Source organism: Thiomicrospira sp. R3, assembly GCF_029581415.1.
GTDB lineage: Bacteria > Pseudomonadota > Gammaproteobacteria > Thiomicrospirales > Thiomicrospiraceae > Thiomicrospira.
Map to the genome: position 1 here is coordinate 1,813,266 of NZ_CP121121.1, position 19,975 is coordinate 1,833,240.

General features: G+C 43.6%; 19 protein-coding genes and 1 pseudogene. 7 read left to right on the forward strand and 13 right to left on the reverse strand.

The features are described 5' to 3' along the window. Positions 1-2: 2 nt before the first annotated feature. From P8S55_RS09285 to P8S55_RS09340, 12 genes and pseudogenes are all read right to left on the reverse strand, one after another. Entirely contained in the window at positions 3-221 is a 219-nt protein-coding gene (locus tag P8S55_RS09285; RefSeq protein WP_289223929.1) for a helix-turn-helix domain-containing protein, read from the reverse strand. Between the two features lie 35 nt (positions 222-256). Beyond that, a complete protein-coding gene (dusB, locus tag P8S55_RS09290; protein WP_353957011.1) occupies positions 257-1,243 on the reverse strand; it encodes a tRNA dihydrouridine synthase DusB in 987 nt (328 codons plus the stop codon). Between the two features lie 12 nt (positions 1,244-1,255). Further along, positions 1,256-2,131 carry a 50S ribosomal protein L11 methyltransferase gene (gene prmA / locus P8S55_RS09295; protein ID WP_289223930.1) on the reverse strand — a complete coding sequence of 292 codons (876 nt, stop codon included), beginning with the start codon at positions 2,129-2,131 and terminating at the stop codon, positions 1,256-1,258. Continuing rightward, entirely contained in the window at positions 2,131-3,477 is a 1,347-nt protein-coding gene (accC, locus tag P8S55_RS09300; protein WP_289223931.1) for an acetyl-CoA carboxylase biotin carboxylase subunit, read from the reverse strand. Before accC ends, prmA begins: the two co-directional genes overlap by 1 nt. 15 nt (positions 3,478-3,492) lie before the next feature. Next, positions 3,493-3,957, reverse strand: coding sequence for an acetyl-CoA carboxylase biotin carboxyl carrier protein (gene accB / locus P8S55_RS09305; RefSeq protein WP_289223932.1), 465 nt, complete (start codon positions 3,955-3,957; stop codon positions 3,493-3,495). A 47-nt stretch (positions 3,958-4,004) separates the two neighbouring features. Then, the gene (aroQ, locus tag P8S55_RS09310) at positions 4,005-4,442 is read right to left on the reverse strand and encodes a type II 3-dehydroquinate dehydratase (protein WP_289223933.1); all 438 of its coding nucleotides are present in this window, start codon (positions 4,440-4,442) and stop codon (positions 4,005-4,007) included. A gap of 159 nt (positions 4,443-4,601) precedes the next feature. Then, positions 4,602-6,389, reverse strand: a complete 1,788-nt coding sequence (locus tag P8S55_RS09315) for a M61 family metallopeptidase (protein WP_289223934.1) — start codon at positions 6,387-6,389, stop codon at positions 4,602-4,604. Positions 6,390-6,408: 19 nt separating this feature from the next. Next, the gene (locus tag P8S55_RS09320; protein ID WP_289223935.1) at positions 6,409-7,368 is read right to left on the reverse strand and encodes an SLAC1 anion channel family protein; all 960 of its coding nucleotides are present in this window, start codon (positions 7,366-7,368) and stop codon (positions 6,409-6,411) included. A 444-nt stretch (positions 7,369-7,812) separates the two neighbouring features. Next, on the reverse strand, positions 7,813-8,223 hold the full coding sequence (locus P8S55_RS09325; protein WP_289223936.1) for a type II toxin-antitoxin system HicB family antitoxin: 411 nt from the start codon (positions 8,221-8,223) through the stop codon (positions 7,813-7,815). Between the two features lie 98 nt (positions 8,224-8,321). Continuing rightward, positions 8,322-8,696 carry a GIY-YIG nuclease family protein gene (locus tag P8S55_RS09330; RefSeq protein ID WP_289223937.1) on the reverse strand — a complete coding sequence of 125 codons (375 nt, stop codon included), beginning with the start codon at positions 8,694-8,696 and terminating at the stop codon, positions 8,322-8,324. A 69-nt stretch (positions 8,697-8,765) separates the two neighbouring features. Then, positions 8,766-8,999, reverse strand: coding sequence for a hypothetical protein (locus tag P8S55_RS09335; RefSeq protein ID WP_289223938.1), 234 nt, complete (start codon positions 8,997-8,999; stop codon positions 8,766-8,768). 301 nt (positions 9,000-9,300) lie between these two features. Beyond that, a pseudogene (locus P8S55_RS09340) lies at positions 9,301-10,828 on the reverse strand (IS3 family transposase). 552 nt (positions 10,829-11,380) lie between these two features. Here P8S55_RS09340 and P8S55_RS09345 point away from each other — a divergent pair. The 7 genes from P8S55_RS09345 (at position 11,381) to P8S55_RS09375 (ending at position 17,396) form a co-directional block, all read left to right on the forward strand. Continuing rightward, positions 11,381-11,569: a hypothetical protein gene (locus tag P8S55_RS09345; protein WP_289223939.1), complete on the forward strand. Its 189-nt coding sequence runs from the start codon at positions 11,381-11,383 to the stop codon at positions 11,567-11,569. A gap of 182 nt (positions 11,570-11,751) precedes the next feature. After that, complete coding sequence (locus P8S55_RS09350) at positions 11,752-12,855, forward strand: mechanosensitive ion channel family protein (RefSeq protein WP_289223940.1); 1,104 nt, start codon at positions 11,752-11,754, stop codon at positions 12,853-12,855. After that, complete coding sequence (locus P8S55_RS09355; RefSeq protein WP_289223941.1) at positions 12,845-13,003, forward strand: hypothetical protein; 159 nt, start codon at positions 12,845-12,847, stop codon at positions 13,001-13,003. Before P8S55_RS09350 ends, P8S55_RS09355 begins: the two co-directional genes overlap by 11 nt. 37 nt (positions 13,004-13,040) lie before the next feature. After that, positions 13,041-14,450 (forward strand): glutamate--tRNA ligase, encoded by a 1,410-nt coding sequence (gene gltX, locus P8S55_RS09360; RefSeq protein ID WP_289223942.1) that lies wholly within the window; start codon positions 13,041-13,043, stop codon positions 14,448-14,450. Between the two features lie 310 nt (positions 14,451-14,760). Beyond that, positions 14,761-15,759, forward strand: coding sequence for a methyl-accepting chemotaxis protein (locus P8S55_RS09365; protein WP_289223943.1), 999 nt, complete (start codon positions 14,761-14,763; stop codon positions 15,757-15,759). Between the two features lie 42 nt (positions 15,760-15,801). Further along, a complete protein-coding gene (rfbB, locus tag P8S55_RS09370; protein ID WP_289223944.1) occupies positions 15,802-16,941 on the forward strand; it encodes a dTDP-glucose 4,6-dehydratase in 1,140 nt (379 codons plus the stop codon). Next, the gene (locus P8S55_RS09375; protein ID WP_289223945.1) at positions 16,938-17,396 is read left to right on the forward strand and encodes a YaiI/YqxD family protein; all 459 of its coding nucleotides are present in this window, start codon (positions 16,938-16,940) and stop codon (positions 17,394-17,396) included. The genes rfbB and P8S55_RS09375 overlap by 4 nt, the downstream gene beginning before the upstream one ends. A gap of 3 nt (positions 17,397-17,399) precedes the next feature. Here the strand turns inward: P8S55_RS09375 and P8S55_RS09380 are convergent, their stop codons facing one another. Beyond that, positions 17,400-19,904 (reverse strand): methyl-accepting chemotaxis protein, encoded by a 2,505-nt coding sequence (locus tag P8S55_RS09380; RefSeq protein WP_289223946.1) that lies wholly within the window; start codon positions 19,902-19,904, stop codon positions 17,400-17,402. Between the last annotated feature and the right edge of the window lie 71 nt (positions 19,905-19,975).

Here is a 19,975-nt window from a genome sequence, read left to right on the forward strand (position 1 = left end):
GGTTAGTTTTGTTCGATACAGATATCGTACTGAAGTATTTTTTTGCGAAGCGTATTTCGATTAATACCCAGCATACTGGCGGTTTTGGTTTGATTACCATCGACTCTGGCAAGCACATATTCAATCAGCGGTTTTTCAACTTGCTGAACGACCATTTCATGAAGATTACACGCGTCTTGCTCTTCGAGGGTCGTAAAATAATGATCCAATGTCTGAATCAAATGGTCGCTTAAGGAGTGTGGTGAGGGTTTTAGAATCATGTGTTTAACTGAACCAAGTTTGCAAAAAATTGCTCTACAAGAGCTAATTGTCCTGCCGAGCTATCAAGTTGATTAAACGCTCTGCGTAATTGCTCGCCGTTTTTTAAATGCTGGCTATACCAGCCCAAATGTTTTCGCGCAATACGTTTGCCTTGAAGTTTACCGTAAAGCGCATATAAACCATTAAGGTGTTCAAGCAAGCACCGTTTTATTTCGTCATGGTTAGGTTTCTCTAGCTGATTACCTGTTTTAAGGTAGTAGGCAATTTGTTGAAAAATCCATGGGTTACCTAATGCAGCTCGACCAATCATTATGCCATCTGCATCTGTGTATTTTAATACAAATTCAGCTTGTTCGGGCGTCGAAATGTCACCATTTGCAATCACAGGAATAGAAACGACTTGTTTAACTTGTTTAATGGATTCATAGTCCACCTGACCAGTAAACTTGTCGTTTCGCGTTCGCCCATGAATAGTAATAGCACTTAAACCCGCTTGTTCGGCCAAAATGGCTATCGCTAAGGCGTTGCGTTGTGTTTGATCAACGCCCGTCCGAATTTTAACGCTAACAGGTACATCAACCGCAGATACCACTGACTCAAAGATTATCTTAACGCGTTCTGGGTAGGCCATTAAAGCCGAACCTGCGGCAATATTACAGACTTTTTTAGCTGGACATCCCAGGTTTAAATCAATTATTTGTGCGCCTTGTTCAACCTGTAATTGAGCCGCCTGCGCAAATTGCTCTGGGTCGGTGCCTAACAACTGAACGGAACGAGGCTCAGGGTCAGTATGATTGGCAAAACGCGTTAAGGATTTTTTTGAATCCCAAAGATGAGTTTGTGCGCTGAGCATTTCCCCCACGCTATAGCCAGCGCCATACTGCATACATAAGCGTCTAAAAACTGAATCCGTTATGCCAGCCATAGGCGCAAGCAATAAATTGTTGGCTAATTCGAAATGACCAATTTTTAAAGTGGCCATCAGCAGGCCTGGTTATACTTTAAAACCAGACAAGCATGCCCAGTCGTCTTTAGTATCGCGTTGGTTTAAGGTAAAACCAACGTCACGGTAATGGGAAACTAGCTCATCCGCTTGGCTGCTTAATAACCCTGATAACACCAATTGTCCCCCCGGTTTAACCAAGCGTTGAAATTCAATGGCCAGTTCTTTTAGTGGCCCAGCTAAAATGTTGGCGATTAACAAATCTGCTGGTTCAGCTCTAAAATCCTTAACCAATGCAAACTCAATCTTCACCTGATTGCGTTGGGCGTTGTCTTGGCTGGCGGTAATGGCTTGTGGATCTATATCCGTGCCACTAACCTGTTGGGCACCCAGCCTGGCTGCCGCAATCGCTAAAATACCGCTGCCACAACCATAATCGATCACTCTTAAATTTCTAGGTGGGTGTTTGTCTAACCAAGACAAACACATAGCGGTAGTAGGGTGGGTCCCCGTGCCAAACGCTAAACCAGGATCAAGCAATAGATTAACGGCCTCTGGATTAGGCGCATCAAGCCAACTGGGTACAATCCATAGATGAGTGCCAAACTGCATGGGCTTGAACTGGTCCATCCACTCACGAATCCAGTCTTTGTCTTCGATGAGCTCAAACATATAAGCACTGGGTTTAATCTGTGGCATTAACTGAGTCAAGGCTAATAACACCTCAGTCGTGTTAACTTGGGCATCAAACAAACCTAATACCCGAGTTTGATCCCAAATAGGCGTGGTACCAATTTCAGGTTCGAATATTTCTTGACCACCGGTTTCGCTAAAGGTGACAGAAAGCGCCCCAATCTCCATCAACGCATCAGAAAGCGATTCAGCCAGGGCTTCTTCAACGATAATGTTTAGTTGAATCCACGCCATTAAATTAAATGCTCAAGACGGTGTTCAAGGTAATGAATATTTTGCCCACCCGCACGAAAGCCTTGGTCACACATAATTTCAATATTAAGATCAATATTAGTGTCTATGCCACGAATGGCAAACTCTTGCAGGGCAATATGCATACGTGAAATCGCAATATCTCTATCCGCTCCATAACAAATGAGTTTACCAATCATCGAGTCATAGTGAGGAGGAACCGTATATTCGGTATAAATGTGAGTGTCTAAACGCACACCCGGGCCACCGGGGAGGTGTAAACGTGTAATTTTTCCCGGTGAAGGCATAAAGTTTTTGGATGGGTTCTCAGCATTAATCCGACACTCAATCGCATGACCAGTAATAAGCACGTCTTCTTGTTTAATACTTAAGGGCATGCCCATTGCTATTTCAATCTGTGCTTTAACTAGGTCGATACCGGTGACTTGTTCAGTTACCGTGTGCTCAACCTGTAAACGGGTATTCATTTCAATGAAATAAAACTCACCGTTTTCATACAGGAACTCGAACGTACCTGCACCGCGATAATTAATATCAATACAAGCTTTAGCGCAAATGCCACCAATATAATCACGTTGTTGTTGAGTAATACCCGGCGCCGGTGCTTCTTCGACTACTTTTTGATGGCGTCGCTGCATAGAGCAGTCACGCTCACCCAAGTGAATTGCCTTGCCCTGACCGTCAGCGAGAACCTGAACTTCAATATGCCTTGGGTTCTCAAGGAATTTTTCCATATAGACTTCAGGATTATTAAACGCTGCACCAGCTTCTTGTTTAGTCAATTGAATCGACTTCATTAGACTGCCTTCGGTATGTACTACCCGCATGCCACGTCCGCCTCCGCCACCGGATGCTTTAATAATAACGGGGTAACCGATTTGACGCGCAATTTTTAGGTTAGTTTCTGCGTCATCGCCAAGCGGGCCGCCCGAACCTGGAACCGTAGGCACGCCAGCGGCTTTCATTGCGCGAATGGCCGATACCTTATCCCCCATCATGCGAATAGTATCGCCTTTGGGGCCAATAAAAATAAAACCGCTTTCTTCGACACGATCAGCAAAGTTAGCGTTTTCAGATAAAAAACCATAACCCGGATGAATAGCCTCAGCATCGGTTAACTCAGCGGCAGAAATAATAGCCGGTATATTTAAATAACTTTGGCTGGATGGTGCAGGCCCAATACAAACCGTTTCATCAGCCATTAGCACGTGTTTAAGATTCGCATCAGCGGTGGAGTGGACCGCCACGGTTTTGATACCCAAGGCTTTGCAGGCTCTTAAAATTCGCAACCCAATTTCACCGCGGTTAGCAATCAGTAGTTTTTCCATAAAAATTCCTGTTGATTATTCGATGATAAATAGAGTTTGGCCGTATTCAACTGGGTCGGCATTTGAAACAAGGATTTGTTTGATAGTACCCGATACTTCAGCTTCAATCGGATTCATAATTTTCATGGCTTCAATAATGCATAGGGTGTCGCCGACATTGATTTTTTGACCCACTTGCGCAAAGGCAGGTGCATCAGGTGAAGGTGCGGCGTAAAAGGTGCCAACCATGGGTGAAGTAATCGCTTCACCGCTTATTATCGGAGTTGCTGGTGCAGCGGTTTCTGGGATTGGGACTGAAGAAGTGGGTGGGCTTTGCATCTGTTGTGCTTGGTAGGTTTGTTGCATCGCAGGCGCGTGCATAATAATCGGTTCTTTGTTTCGCGTGATGCGAACGGTATGTTCGCCTTCTTTAATCTCAATTTCAGCAATATCTGACTCTTCTACTATTTCAATTAGTTTACGAATTGAACGAATATCCATGTTTATTTCCTCTAATTTTATAAGGGTCTGCAACGAATCACAGGGTGTTATTCAAGGTGTTTAATAGCGGCTTCCAGGGCAAAACGATAGCCATCTGAACCCAGTCCAGTAATGACACCCACAGCCAAATCTGAAAAATAGGAGTGATGACGAAAGGCTTCACGTTTGTGAACGTTGGATAAATGAACTTCAATAAAAGGAATATTGACTGCGCCCAGCGCATCGCGAATAGCCACACTGGTATGGGTAAACGCAGCGGGATTGATAATAATAAACTCAGTACCATCATCCATCGCTTGATGAATGCGTTTAATGATTTCATGCTCGGCATTACTTTGGAAATGCCATAGCCGAACAGCAAAATCATCGGCTATTGTTTCCAGCTCATCTACAATATCAGCAAGGGTTTGGCGACCATAAATTAACGGTTCGCGTCGCCCAAGCATATTCAAGTTAGGTCCATTTAAAACCAAAATGCTTGCCATATTAGTCATCCAAAAAATGATGCTGAAATTATACTTGAAAACCAAGGTTAAAACTATCTTGTGCAAAAATAATGCATTGCAAGGTGGTTGAAATGCATTGAAATCAAGTTAAATGTTGAGAAATTTGCATTTTATTTAGGTTTAGCCTGTTTAGCCTTTTCAACCAAAAGGCCATTTCGAGTTTTCATCCGCTTCAAGTTGGATGCGGTCGAGTACGGGGGCATCAAGGGTAAGTGTAAACGTCATTAATTCATCGCGACGGAATACATGGCATAGCCATTGATCACCTGACTGGGCACGACTAAGCAGGGTGTCAAGTTGTGATGTACGGATGGTTTTAATCCCATTAATCGCAATAATTTCATCGTTGGCACTCAGGCCTGCTTGATGAGCGGGTTGTTGCTGCCAAACATGGGTTATTTTTAGCGTTTGGTGTTCAGTGTCAAGCAGATTGGCGCCTATAGTGAGATAAGCCTGATCTTGAGTAGAGCGACCACCTAGATCATTCGCACTGGTTGCGGGGCGCTGTTCAAATGAAATACCCCATTCAGCAAACCAGTCATCAAAAGGTAAATCCTCGGTTCCACGCAAATAACGATCAAAATAGCTACCTAAATCTTTGCCAGCAAGACGAGAGGCAATCGTTTCGATTTCACCTTCTTTTAAGCCTAGCCTCACTAAGCCGTAGTGTTGCCACAAATAAAGAAGGAGGTCATCCAGTGTTTTTTGGTTTTGCGTAGCTTTGCGAATTTCAAAGTCTAATCCGAGGGCGATCAAAGCCCCTTTGGTGTAGTAGCTAATAATCGCATTCGGTGCGTTTTCGTCTTGTTGATAAAACTTGGTCCAACTATGAAAGCTCGATTCGCTGACGCTTTGCTTAAAGCGCCCAGGCATGCGATAAACTCGCGTCATCTGTTGCGCAAGGGTGTTTAGGTATTTTGATTGATCAATAATGCCGGCACGTAATAAAAACTGTAAGTCGTAAACCGAGGTTGCCCCCTCAAACCACCAAAGTTGTTCGGTGTAAGCGGGTTGGCTTAAGTCTGGCGTTTGAAATTGAGCGGGCATAATGCGTTTGACATTCCATGAGTGAAAATACTCATGTGAACACAGCTCGAGGAACTCTAGATAGCTGTCATTCGCTGTGCTCATACCAGGATAAGGTAAGACATCACGCGAGCAAACTAGCGCGGTGGAAGCACGATGTTCAAGTCCACCATAACCATCTCCGACCACCATGACCATAAACAAGTATTCATCAAACGGTGCGGGCTGACCAAAAAACTCAAGTTGGCTGCTGCATATTTTGGTGAGGTCGGCACAGAGGCGCTCTAGGTCACAGTTATGTTTTCCAGTCAGTACAATACGATGTTTAATGCCTGAAGCAAAAAATTCAGCCTGAGTAAACCGCCCCATTTCTACCGGATGGTCAATCAATTCATCATAGTCTTGGGCTTGATATAACCCAAAACCACATGAATCTGTTTTCAAGGGTTTTAAGCTTGTTGCTAACAACCAGGCCTGGTTATCGGTGAAATCGGTTAACTGAATGTCTAAAGAAACCGCTTGATCGCGTTGTCCCTCAACCATCACAAAACAACTGGTGCCATTAAAAAAACCGTGAGTCTGATCAAAATGTGCGCCACGTACCGACAAGTCCCAAGCATACACCTGATAGCTTAAGCGTATGGCTTGAGCACTTGGAGCAATTTTCCATTGTGATTTATTCAGTGAGGTTAGGTTTAAAGCATCGCCGCTCAAGGTTGTTGCTTTCATACCGATCAAATGCTTGGCAAAATCACGAATCATATAGCTTCCCGGAATCCAGTTAGGCAGGCTAATGATTTGTCCGTCGGGGTCGGGTTGTTGAACCTCAACACAGACATCATAAAGATGTCCATAGGGATCAGCAGGCATTAGGCAGTAATGAATGGCGTGTTTTTGCATGGCGTTTCCCTTAGTTCGGTTAGTGTTTTGGCGGAACGCAAATTTCTTTGTTAAAGACCGCAATCAGCGTGCGTAGGGTTAAATGCACCATTAAGGCGGTCAGCAACGCAATAAAAAAAGAGGCGATATAGCCAAAAGATTTATTCGCACTAAGTTCATACATTAAAAAACTGGCGTTGGTAATCGCGGCAATCGGGAAGGTGTAGGCCCACCAAGTGACCGCAAAAGGCACATTAATAAAACGCTTGCCTTGAGCAAACAGCATCAGTGTGATAAATAGCCCGGCGTAGTAAAGAATATGGGCAAAATTATCAATCTGGTAATTATTGAGTGCGACATAAGCCAAAAAGCCCATTGCCGGCGGGGCGATTAAAATAAACAGGGTTGGAATCAACATCGGTTGTAAAAAGGGGTGGAAAATCAAGCGGTACATCACAATCGCTTTAAGAATTAACCAAAAGGTAATGCCGATGCTAAAGAAAAACCAACCCAATTCGTTATACCCATAGGCCACAGCCCCCAGTGGAACCACGATATTTCCGACAACTGGAATAAACCAAGCCGGTGTGGCATGCACAATTTCCCAAGTATCATGATGAATCCAGCGATTGATAATGACTAGGGTAAGGATCAGCTGCATGATCGCGCCGATAAACCATAAGACTTCGCCCCAGTTAGGGTAGCTATCATTCAAAAGCAAGCCGATAAGCAAAAAACTAATGCTAATGGTCGGAAAGAAGTTTAAGCTAATAGGGTGATTAAATTCCTGCTTTACAGCCTTGAATTCGTTCACTATTTTCAAGGTGTAGGTTGTTAGCATCAGCACAAAAATAAACACGGTTATGCCCAGCATGATTTGTGCGACAAGAACAGGAAGCATCATCAGTTCGTGGGCCGCATAATAGGATAAAGCGACCCCAGCCCAGCCCATGACCGCACCAAATAAACCTATCGGAAAATATTGAAGTCGAGATAACATTGATTTGCCCAAAAGTTTTAATTTAAAGCGGCGATTATACCAATGTTTGCCCAATAAAACGTGGTGGGGTAGCGACCGGAATAGTCGATGGCATTGATTTGAATGCGTGTGTTATAAAACCCATCACACTGATCTGGGTTTAACCCGAATAATTTACACGTGCCAAAACATTCGGGTTAAGGTCAGTTACCAAGATTTATAAGGTAAGAATTTACCATTTATTTTGAAGACCACCCGGTCGCCGGCGATTATCACCTGCCCACCGCTGAAAATACACGCCAGCAGGGCGGTTGGACACAAATCCAAGCCCACCAAGGCCAAGGGCTAGAAGTGAGTTATTTGGTCAACAACGAACTCAAAGACTTTGTATTATCCGGCGAACTCGTCACCCAAGCCGCACAAAAATATCAAGGATTGGCGGGGTAGGGAGGGGAAGGTTTCGTATCAAGCCACCTGTAATTCAAAATGCTTGCCTAAAGCGTGTAGGGCGGCTTCAATCGCTTCGATTTTTGAACGATATTTGAAATCAAATAATCGGTTTAAGTTAGACGGCGCAATGCCTACCTTGGTCGCCAATTCGGTTTTAGATTGGCCGGAGGCTAACCACGTATTATACAGGTGGATTTTGGCCGCTAACGCGGTCGGAATCACCAGGCCATTGGCGGCATTAGTTTTTGACGGCAGCGGAATCGGACGTTTGGTTTCGGGATAAAACTCCAGCGCAGATTCTAGTGCATCTATTGCCATGGCCTGCAAATCATCGCCTATATGCACCTCGGTTAAGGCTTCCGGTATATCAGCAAAAGTGACAATTAAAATATCATCTTCTTTTTCAAGCTTCATTGCATATTGCATTGTCCTACCTCCATTTTTAGCCATTTTGTTGCGTAAACTTACCCTGAAATGGCATTTTATGTACTGCTATATAAATAGCATTAAGAAGTTAGAGTTTACTAACCGCCATTTGTTGCATTCAATAAAGCAATACGCTTAATTTCAGTAGGCTTGCTTTTTTTAGTTTGGGGTGGATGAGCGTAGGGTAATTCTGATGAATAGTTTTTCCAAAAAGATATTGCTTCCTTTTCAGCTTCACGCCACGAAGAATCTGGACTTATTTTTTTCCAAACAAAAATTTCAGGCTCCAAATGCTCTAAAAGCAATGCTCTCACCCATTCATAAACTGGCCGTTGGTCATTTTCCAATGCGTGCTTAATGTGTTCTGCTAAACGCCATTCCCGACGTTTATGCGTTTTACCGATGTAATACAAAGCTCTGTCTCTTGGATCGATTAACCCATAGATTAGATACCTTCCTACTCTTATATTCATGCTTGCACTTACTTTTAATGGAGTGGTGATAACCCGCTGCGAATTAGCACGGCCGGGTTGAGTGAATTGTTATAGCCCAATGAGCTCTTTAGCCAGTTTATTTATCTCTTCAGAATTCAAGGCTTCTTTCGTGGTGTTCACGTTGATAATTTCTGAATACGATAATAATGAGATTAAGACTGATAATTTAACAATTGATGTTATTTCGTCTTTATCTCTTTCATAGGTAAGCATGGCTCCATCGTCATCGTACTGTCTAGCAATACTCTGAATACCACCATGAGTAAAGTCATGCATATTCATAAATGTGTTCTCAATTACTGATTTTAGAGAATGATCTCTCTCTAATTCAGGTTTTTTTGAGTAACAACTTCAATCAAATATTCTATCCTTTTAGGAAAATGCATTTCTGTTGAGTCAGCGTTCAGTGAGCCAGCTTCATCTGAATATTTAACCCACATAGCACGCAAATAGTTTTCAACAGAAGGTCTAACAAGCGCATACATTGATGTAGTAATATTGCAATCATTTAAGATATTTAAAGATATACAGTGATCTACCGAACGGTGTTCGTCAAGATAGTTGTCGTGTTTTTCATCCCATTTTATCCATTCACCCGTTCAAGATTATCCGGGTTTAACGCCACAGCGCCTATCGGTGTCCAGTCGCGCACCTTAGATCGCCAGCGTGCTGGGTTTTTTGCCTTTGCTTGTTCATAAACCTGCCCTCGCTTGGTAAGTATCTGTTTATCCTCACCCCGATAACGCTGCCCTGGCGTCACAAACTTGAGCCGACTGTGCAGGTGCTGCTCGTTGTACCAGCCCATAAAGCTTTGTACCCAACGTCGCGCATGCTCAATGTCACTAAACCCCTTTGTAGGCCAATTAGGCACGTATTTGAGTGTTCTAAAGAACGATTCAATATAGGCGTTGTCATTGCTAACCCGAGGACGGCTAAACGATTGTTGAATCCCCAGTGATTCAAGCTTGGCCCGCAGCGTCATGCTTTTCATGATACTGCCATTGTCACTATGAAGTACCGGCTTGGGTGCACCACATAACTTATGCTTAATAACCGCTTGATTCATCAGCTCAGCCGCGTTGTGACCCGTCTCGGCGGCATGCACTTCCCAACTTACACCGTAGCGACTATAGAGGTCACTCACCATGTACAGATAGAAGTATTGCCCCTTCACTTGACTGGGTAACCAGGTAACATCCCACATCCACACTTGATTGGGTGCAAAGGCGTGATGGGTCACCGGCTGGCGTGGTTTTTTTGCAACTTTAGCACGTCCTCGGTGATGGAGCTGGTCATGAGCTTTGAGAACACGGTAAAAGCTCGATTCACTGGCCAGATATTGCCCTTATCCGCCAATAGCGGCACGATTTTTGAAGGCGGCAGACTGGCATAGTCAGGCTGGTTCACTGTTTCAATGATCAATAAACGCTCTTGTTCGCTCAGCGCATGGGATGGACGCAACCGCACAGCAATGGGACGCTGGTCAAACGCTAAGTAGCCTTTACCCTTGGGATACCAGCGCTGTAGGGTGCGCATAGATAGTCCCAGGCATTGACAGGCGGCGCTACGCCGTGCCCCTTCACGAACGGATTGTTCTATCAGGTCAATAATCTCTTGGCGCTGCTGAGGGGTGGTCATAATGCCTCGTCCCCCAGCAGCGCGCGGTACTTTTTTTGTAGTACCAACAGTGCGGCCGCTTCAGCCAGTGCTTTTTCTTTGCGACTGAGCTCGGTTTGCAGTTCTTTAATTTTAGCGTGCGCTTGTTTGAGGTCGCTATTGGCGTGTGAGGCTTGGGTAGTGAACTCGTCTTTCCACTGCTTGAGCTGTTCAATAAACAGGCCTTTTTGGCGGCAGTACTCACTGGTTTCAAGCTGGTTCATTGAGGCGGTTTCAATAATGACCGCCAACTTGGCTTCATTAGACCAATGCTGTGCGTTATGCGCTTGACTACCGGGCACGGCTAAACCTTGCTGCTTGGCTTGTTTTAACCAGGAGTAGAGGGTTGATTTACCAATCTGCTCTTGTTGCGCAATCAATGACACCGGTTGATTGTGCGGTGGCAATAGTTTTTTGAGTATCGCCTCTTTTCTTTGTGTATTTACGTGCGTCATTTTACATCCTAATCCGCCTACCTGTCTCGTTTACTAAAAGCGACAACTATTCTGACACAGGGGGCGAAGAAGAAAATAGTGGAATATATATACGGTTCTTTTCTTGACAGGTAAATTCGGTCTTATTTACGTCGCTGTTTATGAGACTGAAATACTTATTCAAAAGTTTATTATTCATATGGATAAATCCGCTTAGTTTTATTGTTGTGCAGTAATTTTATCTAGTTCTTGTAACCGAGTTTTGACAGGTACATTGAATACTAAAATGTTGGTTTAGTGGCCTATTTCGACAAACAAGTTGCCAAATAGTACATCAAAGAAATTAGTGTTGCTAGATAAGTGCGTAATTTTCTTAGATGCAAAAGGGTGTTTGTGCCACTGAAATTTGTTATTGCGATTTTAAGTTTTATGCGGTTTTTCGGTGAGGTAAACCTAACAACCAGGCCTGGTGGTGACGTGTTTGTCTTTGGTAAGCGTTATAAAAGCAGGCTTTTATGACTCCAGTCCTCAAAAGTTAGTTTCTCAATACTGGCTAATTCGCGGATATTGTTTGTGACAAGGATGCAACTGGGGATTAAACTAGACCAATTAAACAGTTTAGCGGAGGAACAAACCATGCTGGCGGAAAATTTACAGAATTGGCCGAGATCAGAAGTGAATGCCGGACGCCAAGAGGGCAAGTTGGAGTGCATTGCCGAACAACTGCTGAGTGCCAAAACATTGGAAGTAGCTTTAGCTTAAAGATTTTTTATCGTCGGATTCCGGTCAGTGTTGGGTTTAATTATTATTTTTGGTTTTGGTGATTTTTACAGCTAAATAGATAGCTTTGGTAAAACAGACAAATCCCTAAATAAACTGGAAAAACAAAGTGTTTTGGCCCACAATTATTGCTTAATCAAATTTTAATAGCTGAGATCGATACCATGATTGAAAACGCACTGCATAGCATCGGGCTGGTTCACCCTATTTTTTTAGCCTTGAGTTATTTAACTCTGGCGATCATTGCTGCTTGGATGATTAATACGTTGACTGTTTTGGGGCCAAAACGTTGGGCATGTAGTCGAGATCGACAGGTACTGTGCTTTTTGTTGAGCAATGTTCGATTGCCCATCATGGTGACGGTGGTGTTTATTTCAATCAGTGCGATGTTGACCTTGCAGTTTGAGATAGCTGAACACTTTTTGCTTTTGGCTAACCGCATCCTAACAACCATTAACATTATTGTTTGGGGTCAATTTATTTATCGCGGTTCACAGTTTGCACTTAAGTATCAAAGTAGTTTGCAAGAACAAGGCTCTTTTATCAAACCGCAAACCCTGCCTTTGTTAGATAATTTATCCGCCGTTATTATTGTGATGGTTATTGTCTATCTATTGTTCCTAACTTGGAATATCAATATGACTGCCTGGTTGGCATCGGCCGGTGTGATAGGTATTGCCGTTGGTTTTGCGGCACGTGATACGATTGCGAATATCTTATCTGGGGTGTTTATTATGGCCGACTCACCGTACAAAATTGGTGACTATATCATTATAGATGGCGCTGACAGGGGGAAGGTCACTCAAATCGGTCTTCGATCTACACGTATTCTTACCCGTGATGATGTTGAAATTAATATCCCCAATTCAGTTATCGCGAATGGCAAGGTGGTTAATCAATCTTCCGGGCGGTTTGTAAGCATGCGGATGCGTGCAAACGTTAGCGTGTCGTATGAGTCAGATATAGATCTAGTCCGTGAAATTCTATTGGATATCGCATCGAAAGAGCCTATGGTTTTACAGGACCCTGCTCCCCAAGTGCGGTTTTTAGGCTTTGGTGCATCGGGGTTAAATTTTTCACTGCGGGTATGGATTGCCGACCCGGAGATTCTTACGCGGGTATTGGACAGCTTGAATGTACAAATTTTTAAATGCTTTGCCGAGGCCAATATTGAGATTCCTTATAGCAAGCATGATCTTTATATTAAATCCATGCCAGACAGCCTTCTAACAACAAGCAGGCCTGGCGCTGACAAGGATGGCGTTTAATGCAGATTTCAGCGACGAGATTAAAAACATAGCTGTTTTTGGTGTTGCCGGTAATTTCGTCGAACATCTGGGACAAGCGGGGGAAGAGGCTTATTTTGTTAGGCTAGTAACTGAATGCGCTGCAGCGCCAGGCCTGGTTGCTGTATAATCCGGCTTTAATTTTAAGATATATCTAGGAGTCTGTTGTGATTCGTACTCGATTTGCCCCAAGCCCAACGGGTTATTTACATATTGGCGGTGTGCGCACGGCCTTATTTTCTTGGCTTTATGCCCGTAAAATGGGCGGTGAATTTATTCTACGAATTGAGGATACAGATTTAGAACGCTCAACCCAAGAATCCGTTAATGCTATTTTAGAAGGCATAACCTGGTTGGGTTTAGATTACGACAAAGGGCCGTTTTTTCAAACACACCACCTTGATCGTTATAAAGCGGTCATTCAACAGCTTTTGGATCAAGGCGACGCCTATTACTGTTATGCCTCGCCAGACGAGTTGGATGTGATGCGTGAAAAACAACGTGAACGAGGCGAAAAGCCCCGTTATGATGGACGCTATCGCGATTTTACCGGTACACCACCAAAGGGCGTTAAGCCTGTTATACGTTTCAAAAACCCCTTAGATGGCGAAGTGGTAATTGAAGATAAGGTTAAAGGCACAGTCACCATTAAAAATAGTGAAATTGATGACCTTGTTATTGCTCGATCAGATGGGTCACCGACCTATAATTTATCGGTTGTCGTCGATGATTGGGATATGGGTATTAGCCACGTTATTCGCGGTGATGACCATTTAAATAACACGCCACGTCAAATTAATATTCTCAAAGCCCTTGGTGCGCCGATTCCAACCTATGCCCATATTCCGATGGTATTAGGTCCAGACGGTGCACGCTTATCAAAACGTCATGGCGCGGTGAGCGTTCTGCAATACAAGGAAAAGGGGTATCTGCCTGAGGCCTTGTTGAACTATTTGGTGCGTTTAGGTTGGTCACACGGTGACCAAGAAATTTTTAGTTTAGATCAAATGGTCGAAGCGTTTTGCTTGGATTCGGTTAATTCAGCGCCTTCAACCTTTAATGACGATAAGTGCATCTGGGTAAACCAGCAACACATCCAAGACGCGCCTGCAGAACATTTGTCGCGTCATTTGTCGCTGTTTATGGCTGAGCGTGGCTGTGATTTAACGCAAGGACCTGCTTTGGATCAGGTCGCGGACTTATTACGTGAACGTGCAAAAACACTTATTGAAATGGCGGATAGTGCGGTTTATTTTTACCAAGATTTTGAGCAGTTTGATGTCGATGCGGCTAAAAAGCACTTGCGTCCTGTGGCGGCAGAAGCCTTAGTCTTAGTGATGAAAAAAATGACCTTTCTTAAAGAGTGGACAACCCAAGCTATTCATCAAGCGATTCAAGATACCGCAAACGAACTTGAAATAGGCATGGGCAAGGTCGGGATGCCACTGCGTGTAGCGATTACGGGAACGGGTCAATCGCCGTCGATTGATGCCACGGCCGCCTTAATTGGCAAACAACGCTGTTTAATACGCCTACAAATGGCCTTAGATTTTATTACCGCCCGAGCAGCAAGCTAAATAATTCAGCAACCTAATTTTATTGCTACTTATGGCTCGCTGTTTGCTTGTTTGTTAGGTATACACTTTTTAAACGCATCCAGCGGGGATAAGATCGTTGACATCGATTAACACTAATTTTAAGCAGCCTAGTATCTTACGGAATATGCTGCTGGCCTTTGTTGGTTTTGGCTTCTCAATAGGGCTTATTTTCCCTTTGTTTGCCTATTTTTTTGTTGTGTGGAAGCCAGGAGTGTTTATCTGGTTTGCTATGTCTTGCATTCTGGTAGGAATCACTATTGGCCTTTTTAATTATTGGTTATTAAACAAAGTGTTACTGAGACATTTTGAGCATATAGGTGAAGTTGCGAATGCAGTTAGCCACAACGATATAAGTGCAAAATGTTCGATAGAAAGCCATGACTTTATTGGTGAAATGTCTGATAGTTTTAATAAAATGACCAGCAATATACGCTCAATGGTGCAACAAATCTCTGAAGCCTCTGGCCAAATGAATCACGCCGCTTCGGTGTTGGTTAATGAAGCTGAACTTACGCAGCAAGGTGTTGACTGTCAAAAGATCGATACGAAAAAAATGGTGCAAGCTGTAGCCTCAATGCGTCAATCGCTTGCTAAGGTAACAGAACAAGCCCAAGATGCCTTAACCGCTGTAAAATCAACGGATGGTGAAGCACGCAAGGGCTACAAGCGAGTTGAGGAGTCGGTGATCTATATCGAACAGCTTGCTGTGCAAGTTGAAGCGGCTGCAGAGGTCATTAAACAGCTTGATCAGGATGCACTTAAGATTGCAAAAGTCATCGGTGTGATTAAAAGCATTGCTGAACAAACCAATCTTTTAGCGTTAAATGCAGCGATTGAAGCCGCCCGAGCCGGCGAAAATGGTCGAGGGTTTGCGGTTGTGGCTGATGAAGTAAGAGTTTTGGCCAGCCGAACTCAAGAATCAACACGAGAAATTGAATTGAACATTGCGCATTTAGTCGATGTGTCAAAAAAAGCGGTGCTGGTCATGGAACAAGGGCGAGAACAAGCCCGTAACAGTGTAACTCAAGCGCATCATGTAGGTGAAACCCTAAGTTTTATCCAACAATCGGTTGCGACTATTTATCAAAAAAACTCAAACATCGTTGAGTCAAGTCTGCAACAAAGCAAGCAGGCCGACTTGGTAGAAATGAGTTTGCAACGGGTAAGCCAAACTTCCGATCAGGTCGATAAAGGCACGCACAATACCCTCTCAGCTAGTAACAAGGTTGGGCAGTTATCTGACCACCTAACCCAGCTTGTTGGTCTATTTAAATTAAGAAAAAGTTAACTCCAACTGCCTTTAGAGCAGGTTAAACATTATGCAGGTTCTATGAAGATACAAACTACCCCCTTAAGGATACTGGTGACCGGTGGAGCCGGTTTTATAGGTTCAGCTTTAATTCGACACATTATTAAAAATACGCCTTATCATGTTGTTAATCTAGATAAATTAACCTATGCGGGTAATCTTTTGTCGGTGGCCGACGTTTCTGGTGATCCGCGTTATGTGTTTGAACAGGTAGATATCTGCGATGCGCAGGCGCTTAATCGCGTGTTTAACCAGCACCAGCCAGATATTGTGATGCACCTTGCAGCTGAATCCCATGTGGATCGCTCAATTAGTGGACCTGCTGAATTTATTCAAACGAATATTGTTGGCACCTATACCTTGCTTGAACAGGCTCGCGCTTATTGGCTTAGGTTGCGCGATGAAAAAAAAGCCCAGTTTCGTTTTCACCATATCTCAACCGATGAAGTCTATGGGGATCTACCGCACCCTGATGAGATGTATGATGCAGCTTCGTCAACCTCACCGTTAAGTCATTCAACACCGCCTTTGTTTACCGAAAAAACGGCCTATGCGCCGAGTTCGCCCTATTCTGCGAGTAAAGCCGCGTCGGATCACTTGGTACGCGCATGGCTTCGTACCTATGAACTGCCAACCTTGGTGACCAATTGTTCTAATAATTACGGGCCTTATCATTACCCTGAAAAACTGATTCCACTGACCATTATAAATGCTCTTAAGGGTCAACCACTCCCGGTTTATGGGCGCGGACAACAAATACGCGATTGGTTGTATGTAGAGGATCATGTTCGTGCGTTACTATTGGTTGCTAGAGAAGGGAAGGTGGGTGAAACTTATAACCTAGGGGGGCACAATGAAAAGCGTAATATTGAGGTAGTCAAAACGTTATGCCACATTTTGGAAGAGCTCAGTCCTTCCGAAATCAATCCTAATATTGATAGCTATTCCTGTGAACCGGGTAACGCCAGTTGTTATAGTGAGTTGATTAAATTTGTCGCTGATCGACCGGGTCACGATCGACGTTATGCGATTGATGCCAGCAAAATTGAGCGTGAACTGGGTTGGACACCGCAAGAAACCTTTGAATCCGGTTTGCGTAAAACCGTGCAATGGTATTTAGACAACCAGGCCTGGTGCCAGGCGATACAGGCTAAGCAATGAAAATTTGGGTTGATGCGGATGCCTGCCCGGTTGTGATTAAAGAAATCCTTTTTAAAGCGGCAATTCGTACCCAAACCGAAACCATTTTAGTCGCCAATCATACTTTGCAAATTCCTGGTAATCCGTTGATTAAGTTTATGCAAGTGCCCGGTGGGTTTGATGTTGCTGACAACAAAATTATGCAACAACTCTCGCCCGATGATTTGGTTATTACCCAAGACATTCCGCTTGCGGCTGAAGTGGTCGCAGCAGGGGCTTTGGCTATTAATCCTCGTGGTGAACTTTATACCGAAAGCAATATTAAAGCACGTTTAACTATGCGTGATTTTATGGAAAGTTTGCGTTCCAGCGGTATTCAAACCGGTGGCCCTGCGGCCTTTAATCAATCAGACCGCCAAGCCTTCGCCAATCAACTCGATCGAATCTTGACTCAGCGTAGAAAATCCAATAGCTGAATACTAGGCAGCATTTAATATTTTTTTATCACGCAATTTAAAACTACTCACTTTGTGTTCAAGCCCTAAAACTTCTTCAATAATGCTGGAAGACGTGCTAGCAATTTGCTCCACTAGCGCAGCATTTTGTTGTGTTGCTTGATCAATTTCATTTAATGCATCGGTTACTTCGTGAATCCCTTGGCTTTGTTGTTTCAAGGCCGAATTCATTTTTACAATCATCTTTGCTACACGCTCAATTGAGGCGGTGTTCTGTTCAAAAACAGCCTTGGTTTGTTGGCTAAGGGCCATACCTTTGTCAATGCTTTGCAGGTTAATTTCGATCACACCTCTAATTTGTTGCGCGGCCTTGGCAGAACGTTGTGCAAGACTTCGAACCTCAGTAGCCACAACGGCAAAGCCACGTCCCGCTTCACCAGCTCGCGCCGCTTCAACCGCTGCATTGAGCGCTAACAAATTAGTTTGGAATGCAATACTGTCAATCAACCCAGTAATTTCAGCGATTTCTTTACTGGCCGTTTGAATGCCTTGCATCGCATTTACCATTTGTTCAACTATGATCAAACCTGAAGCCGAGTCTTGCTGAACCTGGTCAGAGGTTTGGCTAACTTGGTGTGATTCGTTCAGCGTAGCGCGAATAGAGCCCATCATTACAGACATGTTAGCGCTCGTGTTTTGCAAAGCAATGGCTTGCTTTTGAACCCGTTGGTTAAGATCTTGGTTTCCAGAGCTAATTTCTTTCATACCATGAACCGCATGGTCGGTGGCCTGTTTTACATCCTGCAACATGTGGCTAATACTTTGCGCCATATTGCTCATGTGACTATTGAGTTCTTGAAGTTTACCCTCGAACTGATGGGTTGATTCATAGGAAAAGTCCCCTTGACTAAATGCTAGTAGTGATTCTGCTTTGTTGTTAATGGCTTGTTCAAGTCGCTCAAGCGATTCATTAAGATAACGCTTAAGGTTGTGCAATTCACCAGGCATTTCAATCGTTACCCGTTGGTTAAATTGCCCTTCACGCATGGCATGGGTGACTCGACGGACATCATTAATTGCCGTTTTTTGCACAGCAATTGCATTACTCATCGCATTCAGTACGTTTTTAAATTGACCCTGATGCTTTTCTACCTTTACTTGGTTTGTTAAGTCACCCTGTTCAAGGGCATGGCTGACTATACTGATTTCATTCAGCGTGTTTTCTACAGACGCCAAGCTTTGATTAAAAGCTTGGCTAAGGTGTGCTAAATCGCCTGAATAGTCGTTTGACATACGTTGTTGGGTATCGCCTTGGGCGAGCGCTTGGCTAACGCTATCAATTTCATTCAATGCATGGGAAATAGCGTGCAATAACTCAGCCTGTGCACGGCTCATGTCGGCTAACTCGTGCTTGCCCTGGATGGCTTTCCACCCTTTAAATTCACCCGATCGAGCAACCTGAACCAATTGTTGTTGCATGGTTTTTAGTGGATTTACAATAGAATGGCTAATCAGAATATTGGCGATCAAGACAATAACCAACCCGACCAGGCCTATTACCAGCAACCAATTCGCCATTTGCTTACTGCTTTTTTCGAGTTGTAATAAGGACTCAATGGTTTGGTTTTGCAGATCGGTCATTAACCCTAGCAAGGTCATATTGCTGCGTTCTGATAAGGCAGCAAGACTGGTATTGTTTTGTGTCATCGTATTGAGCGTATCACGTATATCACCAAATGAATCAAAATAGTCGCCATAACTTCTTTCAAGGTTTCTAGCAAGTTGTTGGTTAAAAAAATCGCCTTGAAATACATCGTTAATTTGAGTTATTAATGGCATGGCACTAAACCCCAAACCTTGTTGATCAAACTCAGTTTTAAGATTAATGTCCTTAAGTGCGATCATGTTGGCAACGGTAAGTTGTGAAGAGGCTAAACGTTGCTTTAATTGATTAAGGGCTTCAGTCATGTCTGGTTTATCTTCTGTTAAAGCTTCAAGTTCATTAATCGCTGAACGTAAACCTGTCGCGCTCCGTTTAATCCCAAACTCTAGTAAATCATTAATGCGATTGGTCATAAAAACATTCGCATTCGTGGCGTTTTTAAGCATACGCAAATCACTATCAATCATGACTAGGGTATTGATTAGCGCAGCACGCTCACCCTGCGCAACACTAGAGAGAATCAGGTGGCCGGCCTCATTTCGCTCTAAATCAGCACCGAATTCGGATAAAAGTAACTGAAGGCTGTCAATTTGCTGGTCAATTAAAAGGTTAAATCGTTCGCCCTCACCAGTATCATTAGTTAAGATAAAAGTATTTGATTGCTGAAGCGTTGTGATAAATTTTTTATGAAAGTCGGCTACTTTCTGCGTAGTGGTTGTTTGTTGATGCGAAAGCGTCTGTGCCTGTTCTGCCGCTCGTTCTGTCGCCAACCAACCACTGAATACCGCGATGCCGACAAAAACCAAGCTTAAAATAACATTTAAGCTTAAACGTGTTTTAATACTAAGTTTTTCAAACAAAGTCATTTTATAGTCCTCATAGCTAGGATCTGGTCTGCTCAAAGTTATTCATATTAAAAGATCCAGGTTAAATTAAA

Coding starts and splice junctions, on each gene's coding strand:
- dusB (WP_353957011.1), bottom strand. CDS start 1,243: ATGGCCACTTTAAAAATTGGTCATTTCGAATTAGCCAACAATTTATTG.
- prmA (WP_289223930.1), bottom strand. CDS start 2,131: ATGGCGTGGATTCAACTAAACATTATCGTTGAAGAAGCCCTGGCTGAA.
- accC (WP_289223931.1), bottom strand. CDS start 3,477: ATGGAAAAACTACTGATTGCTAACCGCGGTGAAATTGGGTTGCGAATT.
- accB (WP_289223932.1), bottom strand. CDS start 3,957: ATGGATATTCGTTCAATTCGTAAACTAATTGAAATAGTAGAAGAGTCA.
- aroQ (WP_289223933.1), bottom strand. CDS start 4,442: ATGGCAAGCATTTTGGTTTTAAATGGACCTAACTTGAATATGCTTGGG.
- P8S55_RS09315 (WP_289223934.1), bottom strand. CDS start 6,389: ATGCAAAAACACGCCATTCATTACTGCCTAATGCCTGCTGATCCCTAT.
- P8S55_RS09320 (WP_289223935.1), bottom strand. CDS start 7,368: ATGTTATCTCGACTTCAATATTTTCCGATAGGTTTATTTGGTGCGGTC.
- P8S55_RS09325 (WP_289223936.1), bottom strand. CDS start 8,223: ATGCAATATGCAATGAAGCTTGAAAAAGAAGATGATATTTTAATTGTC.
- P8S55_RS09330 (WP_289223937.1), bottom strand. CDS start 8,696: ATGAATATAAGAGTAGGAAGGTATCTAATCTATGGGTTAATCGATCCA.
- P8S55_RS09335 (WP_289223938.1), bottom strand. CDS start 8,999: ATGAATATGCATGACTTTACTCATGGTGGTATTCAGAGTATTGCTAGA.
- P8S55_RS09350 (WP_289223940.1), top strand. CDS start 11,752: ATGATTGAAAACGCACTGCATAGCATCGGGCTGGTTCACCCTATTTTT.
- P8S55_RS09355 (WP_289223941.1), top strand. CDS start 12,845: ATGGCGTTTAATGCAGATTTCAGCGACGAGATTAAAAACATAGCTGTT.
- rfbB (WP_289223944.1), top strand. CDS start 15,802: ATGAAGATACAAACTACCCCCTTAAGGATACTGGTGACCGGTGGAGCC.
- P8S55_RS09375 (WP_289223945.1), top strand. CDS start 16,938: ATGAAAATTTGGGTTGATGCGGATGCCTGCCCGGTTGTGATTAAAGAA.
- P8S55_RS09380 (WP_289223946.1), bottom strand. CDS start 19,904: ATGACTTTGTTTGAAAAACTTAGTATTAAAACACGTTTAAGCTTAAAT.